We start from the raw sequence: 22,291 nt of genomic DNA, 5'->3' as shown, positions 1-22,291 counted from the left end.
TATATCAATATTAAGTTAAAAGGGAGCCCAAACAATGACAAAAACACTAAAAGTGGAACGGAGAACAAGGCAGACTGTACAGATGAATAAGCCACTTGTTACCAAGAATCTTCTAAAGGAAGGAAAGTTCTTACCTATTGTAATCACTCCGAACTCTGAGGAAGTAGACTTATTCAAATGGGCCAGTAAGAGTCGTGAAGAACTAAATGCTTTCCTGCTAAAGCATGGAGGAATACTTTTTAGAGGCTTTAAGGTAGAGGGTATTAGGGATTTTCATACCTTTATTCGTGAAATAGCAGGGGACCTCCTTGAATACAAAGATCATGCTACTCCAAGAAGCGCAGTAAAGAATCAAATTTACACTTCAACTGATTTTGATTCAGATCAGTGGATAGAGCTGCATAATGAAATGGCCTACAGCAACGAATGGCCAATGAAAATCTTTTTTTACTGTAACATCGCAGCTGTTTCAGGTGGGGAAACACCAATAGCTGATAGCCGGAGAATCTATCAAAAGATTGATCCGCAGATAAGAAAAAAGTTTGAAGACAAACAAGTAATGTATGTAAGAAATCTTGGACTTACCCTAGGAATGAAATGGCAAGATGTATTTCAAACGGAACTTAAGGAGGAAGTAGAGGAGATTTGCAGACAAAACGCAATGGATTGTATCTGGAAAACGGATGATCACTTGAGGATAGAACAGATACGTCCCGCTATAACAGATCATCCTGTGACCGGAGCACCTCTCTGGTTCAATCAAATAACCGCTTTTAACCTTACTACACTTAACAAGGAAATTAGGGAAGAAATTTTAAGGCAATATGATGTCCAGGATGTTCCCAAAAATTCTTTTTATGGAGATGGAACAGAGATTGAGCCAGAAGTACTGGAGCATATCCGAAAAGTGTACGAAGAAGAAACAGTGATGTTCTCCTGGCAAGAAGGCGATATTCTGATGCTCGATAACATGCTTACGGCACATGGTCGTTCACCATATACCGGAAACCGAAGAACACTGGTGGGAATGACAGAAACATGCAGTTGGAATAAATAATAAGGGGGACGTTTATGAAAACGATGGAAGGCTACTCTTTGTCAAACCATCAGAAAAGGATCTGGAAATTGCAAGGTGTCTATGAAGCTCCGTTTTATAGTTTTCTATCTGTCAAAATGAATGGGATCCTTTCTATCCCAAGAATAAAAGAGTGCTTAATAGAATGCATGAACCGCTATGAAATCCTGCGAACAAGGTTCCAGGAGGTTGAGGAATGGAGTACCCTCTTCAAATAATTGATGAAAAAGTGCCTTTTAGTTTTTCATATTCTCCTAGTTCAAATAAAGAGGAAGACCATAACTTGTCCATCCAGCAGATTGTAAGCAATAGATTAGATGTTGGGGCAGGCAAAAACGTTCATATTGAGATAAGAAAATTAAAAGATAAAGAATATGAAATTAATCTTTATGGATTAAGTTTATGTACAGATCTAGCTTCTTTAAAAATGATTATCCATCAGGCTATCAGCCTTTATGTTGGGAACACTCAGTTACCAGAAGAAGAAATTATTCAGTATGTAGATTTTAGCCAGTGGCAGTATGACATATATGAAAGTGAAGAGGTCCAAATAGAAATCCCGCGGCAAGCGGTGCTTCCTTACGAAAGACTTAATGAGCAGTCAAAAAACCTTAGTCTCCAAAGAATTAAAAAACAGATAGACCAGACTCTATCCTCTGAAATAAAAAATTTAGGAATGCGGTATAACCTTTCTGTTTCCTCTCTTCTTCTTTCCGGGTGGAAAGTGTTCTTATCCAAACTGTCTTGTTTAGACATGCCGGTCGGGGTTGTAGCAGAGGGAAGGGAATATGAAGAGTTGAAAGAAAGTGTTGGTCAGTTTGAGAAAGTGTTGCCTGTACAGCTTGATTATAACGACTATACGTATATCGAATATGCGGAGAAGTGGCAAAAGCATACAAAGGCTCTGTTTGATAAAGCAGAATATGTGAATCCACTGACACTTATGTCAAAGTCTGAAGACTTTATTCCGTACCAGGCGCGTTATATCGATAAGATTGACTGGCCAGAACCATTTTCTGTATCTATCGAAGATTTGGCCACCTATTCTGAAAAGCATAAACTCTTTCTGACAATTTTTCCTGCTGAAGAAGGATATAAAATGATTCTTCAATTTAATGCATGCAACTACAGAAGAGATGATGCAGAAAAATTGCTAAATGAATTTATCCATCATCTTAAGGTTTGTGCTGATTCCCCAGAGAAAAACTTAAATGCCTGTCTTTCTTAACTGAGACAGAAGAGAATTTCCTACAAGACCAACTAAACAGAACATATAGTCTAGATTCTGTTCGAGAAAGGAGTTCTATCTTAGAGCTATTGGAAGAAAGCTTTCAAGCCCATAGTGATCTACCAGCTCTAGTTGTGGATAGCAAAACGCTTTCTTACAGGGAACTTAACAGCAAAGTGAACTGTTTGGCAAGATATATTAAACAATATATCAATCCAGAGGACCGTGTAGCTATCTTTCTTCCAAGATCTGAAGAGGCTGTCATTAGTATATTAGCAGTTTTAAAGGCGGGAGGCTGCTTTGTTCCAATTGACGTGAAGTGGCCTGTTAACCGAGTACAATACGCTATTAAGAACAGTGGCGCATCCTTAGCGATTACAAAAGAACAAGCTGGTTTGAAAGATATTAACTTAGGCATTAAAGTCCTGGACTTGGAAGCAGAGCGATTAAAAATTCAGCAGGAAGTTGAAGTGCCTTTCGTATCTTCCGTTCTTCCTGAACAACTAGCTTATGTACTTTTCACTTCAGGTTCAACCGGTATGCCTAAAGGCGTTTCAGTTCAGCATGACAGCCTGCTAAATTATATTTTATGGGTGGATCAGCAGTTCAAAAACGAGGACTTAAAGCTACCTTTTATTTCAGAACTTGGATTTGACGCCTTTTTAAAACAACTGTTTTATCCGTTGATGAGGGGAAAAAAGGTAACACTCTTTTCAGAAGAAGATGTTCTTGAGCCAGTTCGCTTTCTTGAGAAATTTTTAGAATATGAACTGAATACTTTGAACCTAGTTCCTTCTCTATGGAATGTTCTAGTGGGGGAAATACTTAAAGATGATATCCTAGCAGAAAAAGTAAAAACAGGAATAACTCATCTGTTGGTAGGTGGAGAAAAAATCAGCAGTGTTCTGCTCAAAGATACATGGGAGCTGTTTCCGAATATACAGGTTATTAATCTATATGGCCCTACAGAAACTACTTCGAATTCAACGTTCTCCTCTATCAAAAATGAATTGTTTGTGCCAATGGGAAAACCAGTTAGAAATACGAAGGTGTTGGTGCTGAACAAGGAAATGGAAAGAACAGCTGTAGGGGAGACTGGAGAGCTCTATATAGGAGGGACATCTGTTTCCCGCGGCTATTTTGAAAACCGGAGCCTGACCGCAACTCAATTCTTGCCTGATCCATTCGAACACGGAAAAAGGCTTTATAAAACTGGAGATCTTGCCCGCCTCATGGTAAACGGTGAGCTTGAATTTGTCGGACGCATTGACGAACAGATAAAAATTAATGGCAAACGGGCTGATTTAAATGAAGTGGAAGCGGTGTTGAGGACACATCCTTCTGTGAAAGAAGCAATCGTCTTTCCGCTTGTCCAAGAAGGAACAACGATCCTTGCTTTCTGCACTGGGAATGCAGAAGAAGAGGAGATAAAAGAGTACTTAAGAAAGTGGCTGCCGGTGTATATGGTGCCAGCCAAAATTATCGTTTTAGCCGAGTTTCCGCTTAATAATAACGGCAAGACAGATAGAAGTTCACTGCTGGCCTTATACAATAGGCTTGAGAAAGGAAGGTATGTTTCTCCGAAAACTGAATTGGAACAAGTAATAACAGGGATATGGAAAAGTGTCATTAAAAAAGAGCAAGTAGGAATCAGAGACAATTTTTTCGAACTGGGCGGGCATTCATTGAACGCTACGCAAATCATTTCCCGTATAAGGAAAATTTATGAGCTCGATGTACCGGTCAGTCTGTTATTTGAATCAGAGACAGTTGAAAATCTGGCAAAGGGTATTCAAGAACTATACCCGCATGAAGATAAGTATATTCGACTGGTTTCCGAAGCTTATCTAAAAGCCGAAAAAATGGCTTCCGAAGAAGCAAAGATATGAAAGGAGGGTAACCTTTGAGTCTGGAAAAAGAACTTGAGATATTAAAGCAATTGAAAAAGCAAATGGGACTAAGAACGGCAAACACCATTCCTAAGCGGGAGAATCAAAATGAATATCCTTTATCTTATGCGCAGGAAAGAATGTGGTTTGCTTCCGAACTTAAAAGTTCAAGTGCAGCTTATAATATTCCGCTTGCCATGAGAATGACTGGACCGGCAGATTTTAATAAATTGGAACAAGTTTTTAACAGGATTATACAAAAACATGAAGTTCTGAGGGCGGGATTCGAAAATTCTAAGGGTACACCAACTCAGCACATCAATCCTTATCAAGAGGTGAAAATCCCTGTAATTAAAATCAATGGGGAAACATTGCAGGAAAAGGAAAAAAAGCAAATGAACAGATAAAAAAATCAGCATCTGTCCCATTCAGTCTTTCTTCCGGCCCTCTGTACAAAATAGAAATTTACAAGCTTACTGAAGAAGATCATATCCTGTTATTGGTTTTTCACCATATAGTATTTGATGGTTGGTCTACAGGAGTCCTGATGCAGGAGATAACAGACCTCTTTACAGGGAAAAAGTCTGAGGAACTGAACATACAATATGCCGATTATGCACAATGGCAACGTGGAAGATTTGAAAATGGGGATTTAGACAGACAGTCTGCTTATTGGAAAAAAAGATCGGGGAGAATCCTCCTCTCCTTATGCTTCCAGCAGATTCTGGCATGAACAAAGAAGGGAAATCTGCAGGAAGCATTAAAAGATTTGAAGTAGACAGCGTCATTGTAAGTGCTATTAGAGATGCGAGCGTGGAGTATAAGGTTTCTCCTTTTGTTATTTTCATAGCAGCCTATTATGTTTTTTTATACAAATACACTAATCAAAAAGAGCTTATACTTGGGGTTCCGGTTGCCAATCGCCAGCAGATGGACACTGAAAGACTGATAGGATGTATTGCCAATACTCTACCTCTTAAAGCAGATATTGATCACCAAGAGACATCCGTTGCCTTTATGAGGAAAATATCCGAAATAGTACGGGAGGCACAGGATCATGAGGAGCTTCCATTCGATAAACTGGTTGACCTCTTAAATGTGACAAGAAGCCTAACTAATAATCCCGTGTTTCAGTCTATGTTTGTTTACCAGCGGAAAGAGCAGTCCACACTCCGGCTGGATAAATGCCTTCTTCAACCTTATGAAGTAGAAACGGGAACTAGCAAATTTGACTTGTCACTATCGTTATTGGATACACCAGAGAGAATAGAAGGTTTCTTTGAATATAGCACAATTTTTGAAGAAGAAACTATCAATAGAATGATTAATAGTTATCTTCAGATTCTATCAGAAATGATCCTTTCTCCAAATGAACGATTAGGAGAGATTAAAGCCATTACTCCTATTGAAGAGAGTTATCTGCTTGGAGAAAAGAGCTGCAAATATCCAAAAGAAGGTAATATACATGAACGATTTGCTGAACAAGTTAAAAAATTTCCAAATCGGACAGCTATCGTCTATGGAACAGAAGAAATTACATATGCTGAGTTGGACCAAGAAAGTAACAGGATGGCGAACTACCTAAGAAAAAACGGGGTTGGAAGAGAGACAAGGGTAGCTATCCTGCAGGACCGTTCAATTTCATATATCATCAGCATTCTTGGTGTTCTGAAAGCAGGCGGTACCTATATACCTCTCGACCCTGAACAGCCTGAGAGCAGATTGCTATATATAATAGAAGATTCTCGGTGTAACATTGTAATTTCTCATGCAAAATTCAAAAATACTTTTAGCCTGGGTGGGAATTACAAATCAATCATTTACGAGGAAGATCCTTGGAATTTAGAGGGCAGTGGTGGAAATTCCATGGACGTTTATCCGGAACAGGTGGCATATATTATATACACTTCTGGTTCGACAGGAAAACCAAAGGGAGTCTTAAATACGCACCATAACGTCAGAAGACTTTTTGGAGCGCCGAGGAACATTTTGCATTTTCTGAAAATGATGCTTGGACACTTTTTCATTCACTGGCTTTTGACTTTACAATTTGGGAGATATGGGGAGCTTTGTTTTACGGAGGGAAACTTGTGATTGTTCCATCCGAAGTGAGAAGAAGCCCAAATGAATTTTTAAACTTGTTGCTTCAGCAAAACATCACCGTATTGAATCAAACTCCTTCAGCATTCAAAGAGCTGTTACATGAGATGGAAAAGGTACCTGCAAACCTCAACTTAAAATATATTATCTTTGGCGGCGAAGCGCTTCATTTTGATGACCTCTCACGTTGGTTTGAAAAGTACGGAGACAGGACTCACCTAATCAATATGTACGGCATTACGGAGACTACAGTGCATGTGACTTGGCGGGAGGTACGATTAGAAGAAACGCATGAGGGATCTAAAAGTTTGATTGGCCGCCCACTAAACGACCTTAAGATTTATATTCTTAATGAGGATTTTCAGCCTGTTCCAATTGGAGTACAAGGAGAAATATTTGTTAGCGGAGATGGCGTTGCCCGAGGTTACAATAACCGATTTGCTCTGACTGCAGAGCGGTTTATCCCGGATCCATTTTCTAATAAGGGCGGGCGTCTTTACCGTACAGGGGACGTTGGCAGGATACTCCCGAGTGGTGATATTGAGTATATCGGGAGGGCGGATGACCAGGTAAAGATCAAGGGACACCGGATTGAGTTAGGAGAAATCAAAAGCTATATATCTAACGATCCTTCGATAAAGGATTGTGAAGTAACTGTAAGGATCAATGAAAATAATGAAAAAGAAATAGCGGCTTTTGTTGTTTTTAAAGAACTTGCTAATGACATAGCAATTAAAGGACTGAGGCAAAGGCTTCTTCACGATTTACCGAAGTACATGTTCCCTGCACATTTACATTCTGTTGATTCAATTCCTTTAACGACTAACGGAAAAGCGGATAAGGCAGCGCTGCTAAAACTCTGCGGCCAACATCCTGGAAGAACGGCCAGGTTGCCGGAAACTAACAAGGAAAAAACACTTGCAGGCATTTGGCAGGAAATATTAAACAAAAAACAGGTATACCTCGATGATAATTTTTCTCTCTAGGTGGTGACAGTATCCGCTGCCTAAAAGTGATATCAAAAGCGGAAGAGGTCGGATACCTCTTCACTCTAGAGGATCTGTTTCAAAATCAAACCATAGAAGAGCTTGTCCAGTTGTTGAATGAGCCCGGTCGCCAAGTGAACCGAAAAGCTTCTCTTGAACCATTTGCTCTTGTTCCTGAAGAAGAAAAGACTCTTATTCCTGAAGGAGTCAAGGATGTGTATCCTCTCGCAAAAGTTCAAGAAGGAATGTTCTTTCACATGGAACAATATCCTGAACAGCCTCTTTATCATAATATTGACAGCGTGCTGCTTAAAGGGAAGTTTGATTACTCCTTATTTTCAAAAGCGGTACAGAAAGTGGTTGCTGGGAATGTGATGCTTCGTACATCGTTTGATCTTAAGAATTTTAGCATTCCCATGCAGATGGTTCACGAGAATGCACTTCTGCCTGTTGGCTTTATGGATATAAGACATTTAGACCATCCGGATCAGGAAAATATTATTGATGAATATGTGCAGGAAGAGAAGAAGAACACTTTTGACCTGACAAAGCCAAGCCTGCTCCGTTTTTTTATTCATCAGCGTTCAGAGGAAACTTTTCAGTTCAGCTTAACTGAGTGCCATCTTATCTTTGATGGTTGGAGCCTGACTTCAACACTTGCTGAGATCTTTGAGGTGTACTTCAATTTGCTGGAAGGGGAAGAAATAGCCAACAGGGAAGAACTGGCCATTGACTACAGGGATTTTATTTATCTTGAGCAGGAAGCTATTAATAGTGCAGAGCACATTGAATTTTGGAAAGAATTTTTAGCGGAGTGTCAAGTTCTTAAGCTCCCGGTTTATGAAGAAAAACGGAAGCAAAAAGGCACTTTTAGAGTGAGAAGAAGGATTGTAGAACTGTCAAAGGAAACATCCAGAAAACTAAAGCAAGTTTCAGAGGAATATCGAATCCCTGTAAAAAGTATGTTGCTTGGATCGCATATCAAAGCTCTGCAGTCTATCACGGGCCAAAGCGATATAGTAACAGGAATGGTCTCTAACGGCAGAATGGAGGAAAAAGACGGGGAAAAGGTCAAAGGTCTTTTTATAAATACACTGCCATTCAGGCAGCAGGTATTTTCAGGAAGCTGGATTGATCATATGAAGATGATTTTTGAAACAGAGCAAAAGATCTTACCATTCAGGAGACTTCCTCTGCCGGAGATACAACGTCATATTAACCAGTCTACGCTCTTTGATACAGCTTTTAATTATGTGTATTTTCATTCAATGGAGCCACTGCTGACTTCTGACAAAATACAGGTTGAAGGATATAACAGCCATTCAGCTAATGATACCCATTTTAAATTAATGGTCACATTCTCGAACCATCCGCCAGACTATGAAATTCGTCTAACGCTGGCCTACGATGAGAGTACATTTACAGAAAGCCAAATGGATTTGATCGCAGGGATTTATCATACTATTCTGAAGTCCATTGCGGAATGCCCAGAAGAACCGCATAATGATCGACCTTTTCTGCCTGATGATATTTATGAAAAAGTAGTGTTTGGTTGGAACTCAAATGAAGAAACATTTAATGATGAACACCTTTCCCTTCATGAGCTTATTCAAAAACAGGATGGAGGCAGGGTGGCACTGATTGAAAGGAACAAGGAGTACACTTATCAATGGCTTGACCGAGAAAGTGATAAAGTAGCTGCTTACTTGCAAAGTAGGGGAATGACCAATGATTTTATCGGTATCTATATGGATCGTTCAGCTGAAATGATCGCAGGTTTGGTTGGGATATTGAAATCTGGTTGTGCTTATGTACCTTTGGACACTTCTTATCCCGAAGACCGAATCAAATATATGCTGAAGGATTCAAAAGTAAAGTGCACCCTTACTACAGAAAAACGCTCAGCAGAGCTTGAAGGAATCACTGACAGCCTTATCGATATAGAAAATATACTGCATGCATCTCGCTCGCTTCCTATTCAAAAATCAGCGCCAAAGCTTGCTTATATGATTTATACATCGGGATCAACAGGAAGGCCTAAAGGGACAATGGTTGCCCACAAAGGGGTTGTTAACCGGATTCTCTGGATGCAAAAGCACTACGGGATTTCACAGGAAGAACGGGGACTTCACAAAACGCCATTAAGCTTTGATTATTCCGTATTTGAAATCTTCAGTACACTTTGCACAGGAGGAGCTCTTGTACTTGCGAAGCCTGAAGGCCACAAAGACAGCAGCTATCTTGCCGGCCTGATTAAAGAGCACCAAATAACTACACTGTTTTTTGTTCCAACAATGCTACAGGAGTTCCTGAAGGCACTGGAAGCTGGTTCTATTACTACGATTAAAAGAGTAATGTGCAGCGGGGAACCTTTAACTTCACAAATAAAAGATTCATTTTTTAGAATGTTTGATGCTGAACTTTACAACCAATATGGACCAACTGAGGCTTCAGTTGAAGTGACATCTTTTGCTTGTAGGAGAGAGGATGCAGTTGTTCGGATTGGACGACCGATGTCCAATACAAAAATATATATATTGGATGATAACTTACATCCTTCTGGAATTGGAGTACCTGGAGAAATCTATATCGGAGGACTTGGCTTGGCTGCTGCTTATCACGGAAAACCAAGTTTAACAGCTGAGAGTTTTATCCCAAATCCTTTCTCTTCATTAGGAGAACGTTTGTATAAAACTGGCGACCTTGCTCAGTATAGCCCCGAAGGAGAAATTGAATATATCGGCCGTAAAGACAGTCAGGTGAAGATGAGAGGCCTGCGAATAGAGTTAAGTGAGATTGAATCTATCATAAGAGAACAGCCTGAGTTTAAAGAAGGTGTGGTTATCTACCGTAAAGATGATTTATCTCCTTATGGAATGTTGGTTGCTTATGTAATACCTGAAAATGGAGAGCAACTAAACGAAAAAGAAGCCAAAAGAGTTCTGAGAAAAGGTCTTCCACGCTTTATGGTGCCAGAGAGGATCATTTTGATGGAAGAGCTTCCAGTAAACCCAAATGGAAAGTTGGACAGAAGTAAGCTGCCAGAACCGATGCTTGGAACTGTAAGTGAGAGAGACATAACACCTGCTACTACTGTTATGGAAAGAAAAATGGTGAAAATCTTTCAGCAAATTCTCGGAGTGGACCAAATCGGAATACACGACGACTTCTTTGAACTAGGGGGAAATTCCCTAAATGTTGTTCACTTAATGGGGCAGATTGAAAAGCTGCTTGGTCAAAAAATTCCATTAGATGTGATTTATGAAAAGCCGACTATTCATGAGATTTTGGAAGAAGCGACTGGAAGAAACTCCATTGTCGGCCGAATTAATGCATTTGCTAAGAATGAACTTACTAGTAGGCATGGTGAATTGTTTACTGAAGTGACAGATTTGGGTCCAACGCTATTCTTTATATCAGAGATGGAAGCCATATACCCGTCTTCAATGATTCCTCAAGCAACAGATCTCGCAGAGGCAATTGGGTCAGATTACCGGATAATTGCTATCCAGCCACCTCCATTTCTGAAAGATCTTGAAGAGGCAGACTTAAGAAAAGTGGGAACCTTAAAAGTTGAATTGGCTGAACCATATATAAACCTAAAAGAAATAGCGCAACTAACGGTAAATGGAATCAGGAAATTTAAACCGCAAGGGCCATTTATAATCGGTGCGCAATCAACAGGATGCTTGCTTGCATTAGAGGTTGTGAAGATTCTGGAGATTGAAGGAGAAGAGATAGAGACACTGTTTTTAATAGAAGATAACGCTATTTCGGAACCGTTAAAGAGAGAAACAGACGATCCCTTAGTGAAGGAAGAATTCCTCCGGAGGGCAATCAGCAAGACAGGAGGGGATGAAAGCTATCCTCAATCCTTAAAGGAATTACCGGAAGATGAAATATGGGAAAAAACAAGGGAGCTTCTTGTTGACCAGGATTTGATTAGTGAAGAAGTCCAATACCAGGATATTTATACTATATTCCAGCTTGACCATTTCAATAGACAGATAAAAAAACAATTGTGGAATAGTGGTTTTCCTGGGAAAGTACGCTCTAATCTTCTTATCCTTACTTCTGGTGCCAAGGAAGGAAACTTCTGGACAAGTTTAACAGAAGGAAAGGTTATGTATGAAGAATTGCCAAAAGATACTATTAGATTTTCTCCTCTACATCTTGAGGGATTAAAGACAAAGCTGGTCAAACCAAAGAATTCCTACCAGGAACAGGTGAGAAACGAACTATGAAAATATTTAAATTCTTATTTAGCACCTCAAAGGTAAATGTAGTACTTGCCATTGTTGCTGGCATTATCTCTGGAGGCAGCGGTACTCTGGTAATTGCTCTGGTCAATCATATTCTGACACTAGAGAATCCTGGTATGCTCCGTATTATTTTGGGGTTCGCGGGTCTATGCCTAGCTATGTTGCTGACTAGTTTTGTGTCTGGCTACCTCCTAATACGTCTGGCACAAGGTTCGATCATCGAGTTAAGACTAGATTTAAGCAAAAGGATTCTTTCTACACCTCTTCGCGTTCTGGAAGAAAAAGGTCCTCATAGACTCTTGGCTAGTCTTACGGATGACGTAGCAGCGATTATGAATGCAGTTAGTGTTAGCCCTATGCTCATAACCAATTTGGTAATTGTCCTTGGATGTCTTGGGTATATGGGTTTTCTCTCCCTGCCTGTTTTAGGCATTGGTCTCGGTTTTATGCTGACAGCTTTTCTAAGCTACCAGCTATTGATGAAATTCGCCAATAAGTATTTGATTCAGGCTAGGGAGAAACAAGATGAGCTGTTTAATCATTTTAATGCCCTTACCCAGGGTACAAAAGAGCTCAAAACCAATAAAAAAAGAAGACTGAGTTTCTTTCAGGATGAACTAGAGCCAACGGTACATGGAGTTTACCAAAGTACAGTCCGTGGGATGACACTGTATACATTTGCTGGAAATTGGGGGCAGCTGCTATTTCTCTTCTTCATAGGATTCGTACTCTTTCTGGGTCCTGTCTTCAGTTCGGTCAGTTCAGAAATTTTGGTGGGGTATACATTGGCGATTTTATATATGATGACTCCGCTTATAACTATTTTAAACATTATGCCAAACTTTGGACGGGCAAATATCTCACTGAAGAAAATAGACAGCCTTGGCCTATCCCTTGGAGAAGATGTACTGACAGAAAACAACCTGGAAAAAAGAGGTTATGAGAAGTTGGAATTTAAAGGGCTCACTCATCAGTATTACAGAGAAAAAGAAGACCTGAATTTCACTTTGAAAATAGACAACTTAACTTTTACACCAGGAGAGATTGTTTTTCTTGTCGGTGGGAACGGAAGCGGTAAGACCACACTTGCGAAAATGCTTACCGGCCTCTATCTGCCAGACTCTGGGTCTATTATTCTTGATGGCGAAGAAGTGACAAAAGATAGTATAGACCATTACCGTCAACTCTTCTCCGTCGTGTTTAGTGATTTTTATCTATTTGATAATCTTCTGGGAATAGACTTAGAAAAACAACAGGAAGAGGCTCAACATTATCTGGAACTGTTACAGTTGGACCACAAAGTTACTATCCGAAATGGGAAGCTATCGACTACGAGGCTGTCTCAAGGGCAAAGAAAAAGACTAGCTCTTTTGACAGCTTATCTTGAAGACAGGCCATTTTATGTGTTCGACGAGTGGGCTGCAGATCAGGACCCGGTATTTAAGGAGATTTTTTACACGCATCTTCTCCAGGATCTTAAAGAACGTGGGAAAACAATTCTAGTTATTTCGCATGATGACCAGTATTTTCACTTGGCCGAAAGAGTTATTAATGTCGATTACGGACGGATTGTCAGTGATGAACGGATGGAATCAAGTAAATACCGCCACTTAGTGGCTGAATATTAAATTTTTTAAGGAGGTGAGAAAGATGACTCAGGAATCGCTTTTATACAAAGTTGTTTTTAACCATGAAGAACAATATTCCATCTGGCCAGCGCACAAAAATACACCACCAGGCTGGACGGAAGAAGGCACAGTAGGAGAGAAGGAGGTTTGCCTGCAGCACATTGAGAAAGTTTGGACTGACATGAGACCTCTTAGTTTGCGTAACGCTATTTCTTCTGTTTATGCAGTTAAATAAATTAAATATCTGTAAAACCATAACACGTTTTAAGTATTAGTAAACGGACCTGTATAATCAGTAAAGCCACCGGCACCGAGGATGTATATGCAGAGCGGAATATGATTTTCAAAAACAAATCTCAAAATACAATAGGGAAAATCGTTAGAAAAAGAATACAGTTTAAGAGGAGCGATAATATGGCTTTTGCGAAGATTCATACAGATCTACCAGGACCAAAATCCGTAAAAATATTGGAAAAACAAGGTTCTGTGGCACGTGCATTCGGAACTTTTGTCCCTTCCATTGTTGATTATGCCAAAGGAGCCCGTGTGTGGGATTTGGATGGAAATGTATTTCTGGATATGGCAGGTGGAGTTGGATGCCTCAATGTCGGTCACAGCCATCCAAAAGTGGTTCAGACCATTCAGAGAGAAGCCGAGCGTTTTACACACACTGATTTTACTGTTATACCCTATGAATCTTACATTGAGCTTGCAGACCGGTTATGTAGAATGATGCCGGGTGAAGAAAGAAAAAGAGCTGCCTTTTTCAACTCAGGAACAGAAGCGGTTGAGAACGCCATAAAAATTGCACGAAAGGCAACCGGAAAAAGAGGTATTATCTGCTTTGAAGGGGCATTTCACGGAAGAACAATGCTTTCACTTTCACTGACAAGCAAAGTAAAACCTTATAAGGAGAAAATGGGTCCGTTTTTTAATGATATATACCGTATTCCTTATCCGAATCCCTACCGCTGGATGGGTACAAATGACCCGGAGGAAGTTTCAGAACAAGCGATAGAAGCTTTGTTAAATCTCTTTATAACACAGATACCTCCTAGTGAAGTGGCCGCCCTAATTATTGAACCTATCCAGGGAGAGGCTGGTTTTATTACTCCGCCGGCTAGCTACCTGAAGGCTTTACAGAAAATATGCAATGAAACTGGAATAATATTTATTACTGATGAGGTTCAAACGGGCTATGGTCGGACAGGTGAATTCCTAGGCTCACATTATTTTGGCATTGAGCCAGATATCATTACACTCGGGAAATCTATTGCTGGAGGACTTCCATTATCGGCTGTTATCGGTAGGAAAAGCATAATGGACACAGCAGGTGATGGAGCCGTTGGTGGAACATTTGTTGGTAATCCGATTTCATGTGCTGCTGGGCTTGCAGTTCTGGATATTTATGAAGAAGAAAAGCTAGGAGAAAAAGCTCAGCAAATAGGTAATCAGATATTCGAAAAAGTAAGGGCTATGAAAGATAAATCCACTCTCATTGGGGATATTCGGGGAGCTGGGGCAATGTTAGCATTTGAGCTAGTAAGAGATCACGACACTCTTGAGCCGGCTGATACTGAAACCTTGGAAATTATTCAGAAATGTCTGCGAAAAGGAGTCATTCTCTTTAAAGCAGGTCTTTATAATAACGTAATCCGCTTTCTTGTCCCTTTGGTTATATCCGAAAAGGAACTGGAAGAGGCTTTAGATATTATTGAAGAATCAGTAATGGAAGTTACCGAGAATTTCTATTCAAACAGGCTTAGTATGGCAGGTGTGTAGGAATGAAAGAGTGTGAGAATTATATAGGCGGGAAATGGAAAAGTGGAACTGGAGGAAGTCAGTTCATCAACAGCAATCCAGCTACATTAGAACAAATATCTACAGGAGAAATTTCTTCTAGGGAAGATGTATTAGAGGCAATTGAAAAGGCGCAAAGCGCTTTCTACAAGTGGAAAGAGATTCCTGCTCCAAGAAGAGGTGAGATTCTCTACAAAATTGGAGATGTTATCAAAAAAAGAAAAAAGAGCTTGCTAATATCATTGTTCAAGAAATTGGCAAAACGAATATCGAGGCTGAAGGAGAGGTCCAGGAAGCTATTGATATGGCTTATTATATGGCCGGAGAAGGACGGCGAATGTATGGCAATACAATTCCTTCTGAGTTGCCGAATAAATGGGCAATGACTATTCGGGAACCTGTGGGAGTCATAGGGGCAATTAGCGCATTTAACTTTCCTGTAGCTGTCCCTTCGTGGAAAATATTACCGGCTATAATACTTGGAAATACTATAGTATGGAAGCCTTCACCTGAAACAGGAGCTATTGCAAATGAGTTTATCCGCTGTTTTGAAGAAGCAGGATTACCACCAGGAGTTGTAAATCTTATTCTTGGATGCAAAGAAATCGGAGAGATAATTGTTGAAGATCCGAGAGTTGCTCATATTTCTTTTACGGGTTCAACTGAAAGCGGAAGAAATGTATATGAGCAGGCAGCACGAAACTTAAAACGAGTCTCGCTTGAACTTGGCGGAAAGAATGCCGTCATTGTATTGAAAGATGCAAACCTGGATCTGGCTGCAGAAGGTGTAGTATGGGCTGCATTTGGAACAAGCGGACAAAGATGCACATCTGCTAGCCGCGTAATAGTAGAAAAAGAAATTTATAATGAACTATTGGAAAAGATTATTTTAAGGACAAGTAATTTAAAAGTTGGTAATGGAAGTCACAACGATGTTAACGTTGGTCCTCTTATAAATGAGGCATCTGTTCAGAAAATGGAGTCCTATGTGAATCAGGCAAAAGAATCTGGAATTCCGGTTTTGTATGGGGGAGAAAGATTTGAAGACAAAACAGGATACTTCTTCAAGCCCACAATTCTCGGACCCATTAGTGCTGAGCATAAGCTAGCAAGAGAGGAAATTTTTGGCCCAATACTATGTGTTATTGAAGCTGATAACTTTGAGCATGCAGTCCAAATTAATAATAGCAGTCGCTATGGTCTTTCAGCAGCTCTATTCACAGGAAATGTAAATAAGTCATTTATGGGTATTCGCGGAATAGATACTGGAATTGTTTATATAAATCATGGAACGACGGGAGCAGAAATTCAGTTGCCGTTTGGCGGTACAAAAGATACTGGGAACGGATTAAGAGAAGCCGGGCAGGCTGCGTTGGATGCATTCAGCGAATGGAAAAGCATTTATGTTGACTACAGTGACCGGCTGCAGCGAGCCCAGATTGATACAGAGAATTTGTTAAGCAGTATGATTAAAAACTAGTAGCATATGAAAGGGGTGCCGGGGGCGGACACCCCTTTCAGGTGATACTCAGGAAAAACGGTAACGCCTGCCTAGAAGTTTCATAGTCATGCCGCTAAGTCCTAAAGCAAGGAGCGCATTTATACCAATTACCAAAAGATTCCACCAAAGATAATCTGAGACTTTGAACAAATGAAACTCAGAGCCAATTCCTGGAGCCAATACAGGTGTAAAAGCCAAAACAGTTATAAACTGAAGTCCAAAATAATAGAAGCCAGCAAGCAGAATGAAAGCAAAAGGAGTCTTAAAGGAGACGGGCTTTTTGTAAGAAGAAGATGGGTATTCTATCCGATGTCCTGGAAGTTCCTCTTTTGTGATTGCAGTATCCATAAAATGAAGAGCAAAATCTTCGGGGGAGCCGAGATCCTTACGGAAGTCTTCATTATGTAATCGGGCTTCGCGGATATGCTCGATTAATTGAATCTTGGCATCCTCTCGATAAGATGGACTGACTCCGCTGGATTTTAAAATATCAAGGATTTGATTTACATATTGCTGTTCCTGGACAGTTAGGTCAGATTTCATTATTTTACTTTTCCTCCTTAAGATTACTTGCATTCTTAGCTAGTAGAGCTTGTATGTCATGCTGGATTTCGAACCATTCATTCAATTCCCGCCTGAGAAACTCAACTCCTAAGTCGTTAAGCTCATAATAAATACGCGGTCTTTCGTCATCACCAAATTCTTTGTAAACATTTACAAGCTGTTTTTCTTTAATACGGGTGAGTATGGGATAAATACTTCCTACTCCTTTCAATTTGATGTTGAATTGTTCTAATTCTTTCATGATTTCATAACCATAGCTCCTTTTTTTGTAAAGAATACTTAAAACACAAATTTCTAGGCTGCCTTTTATAATCGTTATTCTATCCATGATCTCATTATAACCAAACTATATACTTCAGTCAAATATATATCTTTTTAAAAAATATAATTGTTTTAAGTAGTTGTGTGTTGTAAACTATTTACATATTTTAAAATTATTTCATGAAAGAAGGGACACTATGGGTTGGCTAAAGCTGTTATTAGAAAGAAAATTAATTGTGGGATTTTCTCTCCTGCTCCTTGTTATTTTAAGCTTTGTCTTTATTGATAAGCTTGAGAACCAGTTCTATCCAGAAATCAATTATGACACAGCCACAATCTCTGCATATGCCGATAATATGCCGGCACTCGATGTGGAGGAACAGATTACTTTTGCTATTGAAGAGAAGATTGAAGGGCTTGAAGGGATTAAAAGCTACGAGTCTATATCTTCAGAAGGTCTAAGTACTATAGAAGTATCCTTCCAGGAAAACAGTGGGGATGAAGCATATGACCAATTAAAAGAGGCCATGAGCGAAATTCAAAGGGATCTTCCAAAGGTGAGTGAACTGGAGACTACTCGAAGCACCACTGCCCAATTCTATGAGATGTTCATGGATTTACATGGCGGGAAACTTAGCTCGATGACAGCATTTGCAGAAAATACCTTAAAACCAAGACTAGAAGCATTGCCTGAAGTCCTGAAGGTGCGAATTGTAGGACAAAATGAAACAAGAGTTCAAATTAAATTAGATCATGAGCAGATGAAAAGGTACAATCTAGATTTCAATGATGTCGAGAAAGTATTAACACAGCAGAATACCAACGTTTCTTTAGGAAAAAGTGATGATAACGGTAGCCTCCCTACTTTAAGATGGGATACTAGGCTAAAGACAGTGGAAGAAATTGAGGACATAATCATACCGGCTGGACGGGGAATCGTCTATCTGGATAATATCGCAGAAGTCACATTGGAGGAGAGCAGAAACAGCCAGGAACTATGGCGGGACGGAAATGCAAATTATGTTTGGGTATCCATTGGCCGCACGAATGATGTTACACAAGCAGAAATGACTGAGGCCGTCCGTGCTGAATTGGACAAGATCAAAGGAGAAGGCCAAGCGGAAGACTTCATAATAGAAGAGACAATTGTACAGTCCGATTTTGTCAAAGATTCTATTGGTAGCCTCCAAACAAACGTGATTTTCGGGGGCGTGTTAGTTGTGGTGGTTCTCCTGCTCCTTCTTCGCAACTTCGGAGCAACTGCTATTATCGGAATGAGTATTCCGGTTACGGTTCTTTTGACATTCTTATTGATGGCTCTGTTTGATCTCAGTGTGAACTTGATAAGTATTCTTGCGTTGGGGATTGCGCTCGGAATGATTGTAGACTCATCCATTGTAATACTTGAGTCTATATACAAGAAAAAAGAGTTGGGGCTAGATGACAGAACAGCTACTCTACAGGGAACAAAGGAAGTATTCACACCTGTTCTCGCTTCTACAATGACAACTATGACCGTCTTCCTGCCAATTGGCTTGATAAGTGGAGAGATTGGGGAATTTGCTAAAATCTTATCAATCGTCATTGTGTTTAGCCAGATAACTTCTGTAATTATTTCTTTTACACTTATCCCGGTGCTGTCTGAAAAGCTCTTGAAAGTGAAAAAGAAGGAAAAAAGGAAAAGGAAAACAAACTTTTTACTAAATATAATCAGTATATTGACTGGATAAGCAAGAATGCCAAGAGAAAGTTGGGCGTAATGTTTCTGTTCATTCTTGTAGCAGCCAGTTCACTTTTGCTGACTTTTGCAGTACCAGTTACCCTCGTCCCAGATTTCTACAACCGACAGGCCGAGTTTTATGTAGGGCTTGAACAGAATACAACACCTGAAGAACGCGAAAGAGTAGCGCAGGGAATATCAGATTTTTTAACTGATACGCCTGATGTTGAGGGTTATAATGTTCGTAAACTTGACCGAAACCGCATGTACATCTATGTGAAAATGACCCCAGAAGAACAAGCAACGAAGTCCCAAGATGAAATAAACCAAAGTATTCATGAAAATTTAAAAAGGATGTCCGACGAGTACCCTGTTACGTCTTCTGGATCTGTCACCTATCCGATACAAATAAGTATCAAAGGCTTGGAGTTTAATCAGATTCAATCAATCACCGAAAACGTTATAACGGAGCTTTCCAAAATTGATGGGGTGCAGGGGCTTACGAGCACACTGGAAAACAGCCAGGAAGAAAAAATTGTAAGAGTTAATAGGTCTAATCTTCTGGGGGATGGACTATCACCAGCGGATATAAAGGAAGAGCTGGAGCTCCTCTCTGTTAATAAACAGCTTGGAAGTATTACGACTGAAGGAAATGAGTTGCCGGTATATCTGTCTTTTGGTACAGATTTAGAGGATCCCGCTGTACTAGAGGATGTAACCATCACTACAATAAATGGTGATGAGCCATTAAGTAAATACGTTAGTTATGAAAGTGTTTCTTCTCCTTATGAAATTAAGCATCAAAATGGCGAAAGAACCATTCAGGTTGTAGGTGACATTGAAGGTAGGGACATGGGTGCCGTTAGCAACGAAATCGAAAAAGTTGTGAGCCAATTTCAGCTTTCCCCTGGATACTCTATTGAATTAGGTGGCGGTATTCAGCAGCAACAGGAAAGCTCTAACGAGATGTATCTGGTTCTAGCTTTAGCACTGCTACTAGTGTTTGCGATAATGTCTATTCAGTTTAATAGCCTGATTCATCCTATAGTTGTAATGTTTGTGATACCAATGACTCTGACAGGGGTCTTAATCGGACTATTTATCACCCAGACAGAGCTAAACCTCCTATCGGCTATGGGTATGCTAATTCTAATCGGTATTGTAGTCAACAACGGCATTCTATTGATAGACCGCATAAAGCAGCTGAGGCTAAAAGATATGCCGCGCTATGAGAGTATTAAAACAGCATGTAAAGAAAGGATTCGACCTATCTTAATCACTTTTATTACAACAGTCTTTGGTGCCATTCCACTTGCAATTACAACAGGTCATGCTGGACAATATCAGAAACCAATGGCAATCGCTTTAATTTTTGGATTATCTTTCTCAGTGTTCGTGACACTCATGTTTGTACCAGTTGTGTACGTATTGTTTGAAGATGCTGTTAACAAAATTAAAAAAACTATAAGTAAGAAAAGTCACTCTGTATCAGAAGATATAGAGGATGAAAAAACATCTATCTAATATGCAAAAGCCCCTGTACTGCTAAAAGTATAGGGGTTTTGTTATTGACTTAAAACAAATATTTAAGTTGAAATAATGGAATATTCCCCATTTGATGAACACTGATTAAATGTATGGATTTTTTTAATACAAAGTACAGTAAAGGTCCTATAAGATTTAATTAGTCTTACACAATTTAATTCCCTGCATTTAATAAAGTCACCTAAATGAGTTGTGACTTTTAACTAAGGGAAACCATATAGTCACAACTAATGCTTTTTATTTCCTTTTTGATTATAATCCAAGATTAATCAAACACTTTACCCTTTAACTAATGCTCAAAAAAGGGTCTGGTTTATTGAAAAAATGTATCCTGGTTCAGGGCTTATGAACTTAGCTGGATCTGTAAGATTTTCATCCAAAGTTTACCCTGCCTTATTAAAAAGAGCTGTTCACCAATTTATTGAAGAGAATGATTCAAATTGTGCAACATATACAAAAAGAGAAAGGAGTCTACCAAAAACTACATTCAAAAAATGTTCCTATTGATATCCCTCTCTTGGATTTCTGTAGCCAATTAGACCCTAAAGATACGGCGGAAGCATGGATTGAAGAGACTACTCAATTGGCTTTTAAGTTTAATTCGAGTCCGTTGTTATTATTCAAAATACTCAAGATGATTCTGAAACTGAATTCGATTTATTAATAATCTAAAGATTAACTAGAATAGCAGATGGCATGAAGCCTTCTGTTATTTATATATGGAATTAAACTTAATAATTGCAACTAAGGAACTTAAGGAACTTGATCTTTTCCTATAGAAAATGGCATTAAGAAATAACAACATCTTATTGAAAAAAGAGAAAAAAATACAGGTATAGGTGTGGTTATTTACATGTTATTTCTCAATACACAGGTAAGGTTACTCTAGACTACAATATAAATAGATAAAAATTCCATTTTTATCATAATATTCCTAAAAAGGAGGAAAGAAAGGTATGAAAAAAAGTAAAAAAGCCTTAGTAGCACTTGCAGTAACTTTAGGACTTTCACTTTCGTTCTCACCTTCAAGCTTTGCTAAATCCTCAGAGATCAGTACTTACCTCAAAGAAATAGTTAAACTTCAGCCAGGTACCACAGAAAAAGAAATTCTTGAATCTGTCACTGAGTATGCCAAATCTCAAAAACTATCAAAAGATGAGGTTATAAAAATGGTCCACTCCGAGCTGATACGAGATAAAGAAGAAGGCGACAAAGTTGCCAAGGAAAATGGCAACGACAAAGAGAATATTGTCATTTTTGGAGGATCTGCTGGCTCTTATACTCTGCCGATGAGTAGTAAAGGAAACATCTATTATACAGATTCCTATACAGCTTATTATAACCATGGGCATGTTGGTATGTATTCTACTTCCGATAAAATTGTAGAGGCAGTTCCGGGTGATGGAGTTCGGCAGATTAAATATAATGGACGTAATGTTGAAAAAAACAGCATTATTCAAAAAGTTAATGTAACCTCCACCCAAAAAAGCAATGCAGCGGATTGGGCGGTTAGCCAGGTAGGAGACTCTTATTCTTTTAACTTTGCTACAAATAGGTTAACAGGCCATGATGGAGACAAAAACTGCTCAAAGCTGCTTTGGTCCGCGTTTACACTTAAAGCAAACATAGATATTGACAACAATGGTGGTCTTGGAGTATATCCGCGCGATATTACTGCCTCATCCTACACTAGTACGATTGCTACAATCAATTAAAGAACCGTAATACACTT

14 protein-coding genes and 3 pseudogenes are annotated in these 22,291 nt (G+C 39.4%); 15 read left to right on the top strand and 2 right to left on the bottom strand.

What is annotated here, in order from left to right:
• Positions 1–34: 34 nt before the first annotated feature.
• The 12 genes and pseudogenes from M5V91_RS18050 (at position 35) to M5V91_RS17995 (ending at position 16,448) form a co-directional block, all read left to right on the top strand.
• Entirely contained in the window at positions 35–1,057 is a 1,023-nt protein-coding gene (locus M5V91_RS18050) for a TauD/TfdA family dioxygenase (protein ID WP_019379470.1), read from the top strand.
• A gap of 14 nt (positions 1,058–1,071) precedes the next feature.
• Entirely contained in the window at positions 1,072–1,293 is a 222-nt protein-coding gene (locus tag M5V91_RS18045; protein WP_284521415.1) for a hypothetical protein, read from the top strand.
• The gene (locus tag M5V91_RS18040; RefSeq protein ID WP_284521414.1) at positions 1,272–2,303 is read left to right on the top strand and encodes a condensation domain-containing protein; all 1,032 of its coding nucleotides are present in this window, start codon (positions 1,272–1,274) and stop codon (positions 2,301–2,303) included. Before M5V91_RS18045 ends, M5V91_RS18040 begins: the two co-directional genes overlap by 22 nt.
• A 134-nt stretch (positions 2,304–2,437) precedes the next feature.
• A complete protein-coding gene (locus M5V91_RS18035; protein ID WP_284521413.1) occupies positions 2,438–4,192 on the top strand; it encodes a non-ribosomal peptide synthetase in 1,755 nt (584 codons plus the stop codon).
• A 62-nt stretch (positions 4,193–4,254) separates the two neighbouring features.
• Positions 4,255–4,925: pseudogene (locus M5V91_RS18030) on the top strand (condensation domain-containing protein).
• Positions 4,922–6,286, top strand: coding sequence for an AMP-binding protein (locus M5V91_RS18025; RefSeq protein WP_284521412.1), 1,365 nt, complete (start codon positions 4,922–4,924; stop codon positions 6,284–6,286). Before M5V91_RS18030 ends, M5V91_RS18025 begins: the two are co-directional and overlap by 4 nt.
• Positions 6,223–7,278: an AMP-binding protein gene (locus M5V91_RS18020; protein ID WP_284522291.1), complete on the top strand. Its 1,056-nt coding sequence runs from the start codon at positions 6,223–6,225 to the stop codon at positions 7,276–7,278. Before M5V91_RS18025 ends, M5V91_RS18020 begins: the two co-directional genes overlap by 64 nt.
• 26 nt (positions 7,279–7,304) lie before the next feature.
• On the top strand, positions 7,305–11,522 hold the full coding sequence (locus M5V91_RS18015) for a non-ribosomal peptide synthetase (protein ID WP_284521411.1): 4,218 nt from the start codon (positions 7,305–7,307) through the stop codon (positions 11,520–11,522).
• Positions 11,519–13,168: a cyclic peptide export ABC transporter gene (locus M5V91_RS18010; protein ID WP_251174074.1), complete on the top strand. Its 1,650-nt coding sequence runs from the start codon at positions 11,519–11,521 to the stop codon at positions 13,166–13,168. Before M5V91_RS18015 ends, M5V91_RS18010 begins: the two co-directional genes overlap by 4 nt.
• A gap of 22 nt (positions 13,169–13,190) precedes the next feature.
• The gene (locus M5V91_RS18005) at positions 13,191–13,403 is read left to right on the top strand and encodes an MbtH family protein (RefSeq protein WP_019379466.1); all 213 of its coding nucleotides are present in this window, start codon (positions 13,191–13,193) and stop codon (positions 13,401–13,403) included.
• Between the two features lie 179 nt (positions 13,404–13,582).
• Complete coding sequence (gene gabT / locus M5V91_RS18000) at positions 13,583–14,950, top strand: 4-aminobutyrate--2-oxoglutarate transaminase (RefSeq protein WP_251174073.1); 1,368 nt, start codon at positions 13,583–13,585, stop codon at positions 14,948–14,950.
• Positions 14,951–14,952: 2 nt separating this feature from the next.
• A pseudogene (locus tag M5V91_RS17995) lies at positions 14,953–16,448 on the top strand (aldehyde dehydrogenase family protein).
• A gap of 48 nt (positions 16,449–16,496) precedes the next feature.
• Here M5V91_RS17995 and M5V91_RS17990 read toward each other — a convergent pair.
• Positions 16,497–17,012: a hypothetical protein gene (locus M5V91_RS17990; RefSeq protein WP_019379463.1), complete on the bottom strand. Its 516-nt coding sequence runs from the start codon at positions 17,010–17,012 to the stop codon at positions 16,497–16,499.
• A 4-nt stretch (positions 17,013–17,016) separates the two neighbouring features.
• A complete protein-coding gene (locus M5V91_RS17985; RefSeq protein WP_019379462.1) occupies positions 17,017–17,361 on the bottom strand; it encodes a PadR family transcriptional regulator in 345 nt (114 codons plus the stop codon).
• A gap of 130 nt (positions 17,362–17,491) precedes the next feature.
• Here M5V91_RS17985 and M5V91_RS30580 point away from each other — a divergent pair.
• The 3 genes and pseudogenes from M5V91_RS30580 (at position 17,492) to M5V91_RS17970 (ending at position 22,274) form a co-directional block, all read left to right on the top strand.
• Positions 17,492–20,538: pseudogene (locus tag M5V91_RS30580) on the top strand (efflux RND transporter permease subunit).
• Positions 20,539–20,883: 345 nt separating this feature from the next.
• Entirely contained in the window at positions 20,884–21,066 is a 183-nt protein-coding gene (locus M5V91_RS30575; RefSeq protein ID WP_369425898.1) for a hypothetical protein, read from the top strand.
• Between the two features lie 449 nt (positions 21,067–21,515).
• On the top strand, positions 21,516–22,274 hold the full coding sequence (locus tag M5V91_RS17970) for a YiiX/YebB-like N1pC/P60 family cysteine hydrolase (RefSeq protein WP_019379459.1): 759 nt from the start codon (positions 21,516–21,518) through the stop codon (positions 22,272–22,274).
• Positions 22,275–22,291: the final 17 nt, after the last annotated feature.

Source organism: Cytobacillus pseudoceanisediminis (assembly GCF_023516215.1).
GTDB lineage: Bacteria > Bacillota > Bacilli > Bacillales > Cytobacillaceae > Cytobacillus > Cytobacillus pseudoceanisediminis.
Note: the sequence above shows the minus strand (reverse complement) of the source record. Positions and strands in the feature narration are given on the sequence as shown.

Excerpts from the sequence above, each read along its gene's own strand:
- M5V91_RS18050 (WP_019379470.1), top strand. The coding sequence starts at position 35 with ATGACAAAAACACTAAAAGTGGAACGGAGAACAAGGCAGACTGTACAG.
- M5V91_RS18045 (WP_284521415.1), top strand. The coding sequence starts at position 1,072 with ATGAAAACGATGGAAGGCTACTCTTTGTCAAACCATCAGAAAAGGATC.
- M5V91_RS18040 (WP_284521414.1), top strand. The coding sequence starts at position 1,272 with ATGGAGTACCCTCTTCAAATAATTGATGAAAAAGTGCCTTTTAGTTTT.
- M5V91_RS18025 (WP_284521412.1), top strand. The coding sequence starts at position 4,922 with ATGAACAAAGAAGGGAAATCTGCAGGAAGCATTAAAAGATTTGAAGTA.
- M5V91_RS18010 (WP_251174074.1), top strand. The coding sequence starts at position 11,519 with ATGAAAATATTTAAATTCTTATTTAGCACCTCAAAGGTAAATGTAGTA.
- M5V91_RS18005 (WP_019379466.1), top strand. The coding sequence starts at position 13,191 with ATGACTCAGGAATCGCTTTTATACAAAGTTGTTTTTAACCATGAAGAA.
- gabT (WP_251174073.1), top strand. The coding sequence starts at position 13,583 with ATGGCTTTTGCGAAGATTCATACAGATCTACCAGGACCAAAATCCGTA.
- M5V91_RS17990 (WP_019379463.1), bottom strand. The coding sequence starts at position 17,012 with ATGAAATCTGACCTAACTGTCCAGGAACAGCAATATGTAAATCAAATC.
- M5V91_RS17985 (WP_019379462.1), bottom strand. The coding sequence starts at position 17,361 with ATGGATAGAATAACGATTATAAAAGGCAGCCTAGAAATTTGTGTTTTA.
- M5V91_RS30575 (WP_369425898.1), top strand. The coding sequence starts at position 20,884 with ATGTATCCTGGTTCAGGGCTTATGAACTTAGCTGGATCTGTAAGATTT.
- M5V91_RS17970 (WP_019379459.1), top strand. The coding sequence starts at position 21,516 with ATGAAAAAAAGTAAAAAAGCCTTAGTAGCACTTGCAGTAACTTTAGGA.